The sequence below is a fragment of the Mesorhizobium sp. M7A.F.Ca.CA.001.10.2.1 genome (genome assembly GCF_003998575.1).
In the GTDB taxonomy this organism is placed as follows: Bacteria; Pseudomonadota; Alphaproteobacteria; order Rhizobiales; family Rhizobiaceae; genus Mesorhizobium.
The window spans coordinates 1-1,551 of record NZ_RZQY01000980.1 but is presented as its reverse complement, the minus strand read 5'-3'; the positions used below and the strand labels follow the sequence as shown (position 1 = coordinate 1,551).

Sequence of the window (1,551 nt, the reverse complement as noted above, 5' to 3'; positions counted from 1 at the left end):
AACCCATATGTACGGTGCCCCGGCTTTCGGGGCGCAGATTGCAGACCGAGACGGTGACCGCGGGAAAGCGATGCAGCGGCTCGCCCAGACGGTCGGTGCTCAGCGGCTGCACATGGTATTCGAGATCGGGGGTTGCGAGACGCGGATCGCTCCTGGCGAAGATGCCGAGCTGGCTCGGCGCCATCGACAGCGGCCCGCTGCGCTTGAGCGCGTATTCCAGCCCCATCGACGCACGGCTGACCAGATTGTGGTAGCGCTGGTTGAGCGTGGCGGTGTTGGCGACCTTGAAGACGGTGCGGATCTGCAAATGGTCCTGCAGATTTTCTCCAACGCCCGGCAAGGCGTGACGAACATCCACGCCGATGCTCGAAAGCAGGTCGGGGCGGCCCACCCCCGACAGCTCGAGCAGCTTCGGCGAGTTGATGGCGCCGGCCGCAAGGATCGTCTGTCCAGCGCGGACCTGGTGCAGGCGGCCGCCTTGGCGGAAAACCAATCCGGTGACGCGCCGGCCGTCGAATTCGAGCCGTTCGGTCTCCGCGCCGAGCACCACGCGCAGGTTCTTGCGCCCCGCTATACCACGCAGGAACGCCTTCGACGTGTTCCAGCGCACGCCCTTCCTTTGGTTGACCTCGAAATAGCCCGAGCCTTCATTGGTGCCGGTGTTGAAGTCTTCGGTGCGCGGAATGCCGAGTTCCTCGGCCGCGTCCCGGAAGGCGTCAAGGATCGGCCATGAAAGCCGCTGCCGTTCGACCCGCCACTCGCCGCCGCTCCCGTGCATGGCGCCTTTGCCGCCGTGATAGTCTTCCGATTTGAGGAAATAGGGCAACACGTCATCCCAGCCCCAGTCGGCATTGCCGGCCTGACGCCAGCCATCGTAGTCGGCTGCCTGGCCGCGCATGTAGATCATGCCGTTAATCGATGAACAGCCGCCAAGCACCTTGCCGCGCGGATAGTTGAGGCTGCGTCCATTGAGACCGGCTTCCGGCTCGGTCTTCATCATCCAGTCGGTGCGCGGGTTGCCCATGCAGAAGAGATAGCCGATCGGGATATCGACCCAGTGATAGCGGTCGCTGCCCCCGGCCTCGAGCAGCAGCACATTGTTGCGCGGATCGGCGGAGAGCCGGTTGGCGAGCACGCAGCCGGCGGAACCGGCGCCGACGATGACGTAATCGTAATTGCCGAACGGGGACGGTGGATCTTCGGTCACGTGCGCGCCTGCTGTCCGGCGATGCGCTCCCACATCGGGGTCATCGCCTGGTTGATCTCGCCGTACAGTCGATACCGTCCCGCATATGCATCGGCAACCGCCTCGTTGGGTACAAAATGTCGGGCGGCCGCCGTCATGGCGGCGGCACCTGCGCTGTAGTCCGCGAAAATGCCGACGCCGGTGCCCGCCGCGATCGCCGCTCCCAGCGCGCCGGTTTCGCGGCTGCGCGCCACGGTGACGGGCACGCCGAGCACATCGGCGAATATCTGCGGCCAGACGCTGCTGCGCGAGCCCCCGCCCGACAGCACCACCTGGTCGAAATCAGCGCCCGCTCTGTGCAAGGT

At 65.6% G+C, this 1,551-nt stretch carries 2 protein-coding genes; both read right to left on the bottom strand.

The genetic code is table 11. The features are described 5' to 3' along the window. Positions 1 to 1,207, bottom strand: a 1,207-nt coding sequence (locus EN964_RS34165) for a GMC family oxidoreductase (protein ID WP_164776356.1), incomplete at its 3' end; no start/stop codon positions are given. Next, the coding region (locus tag EN964_RS34160; RefSeq protein WP_245490729.1) for an FGGY-family carbohydrate kinase at positions 1,204 to 1,551 on the bottom strand (348 nt) is incomplete at its 5' end. The genes EN964_RS34160 and EN964_RS34165, both read right to left, overlap by 4 nt.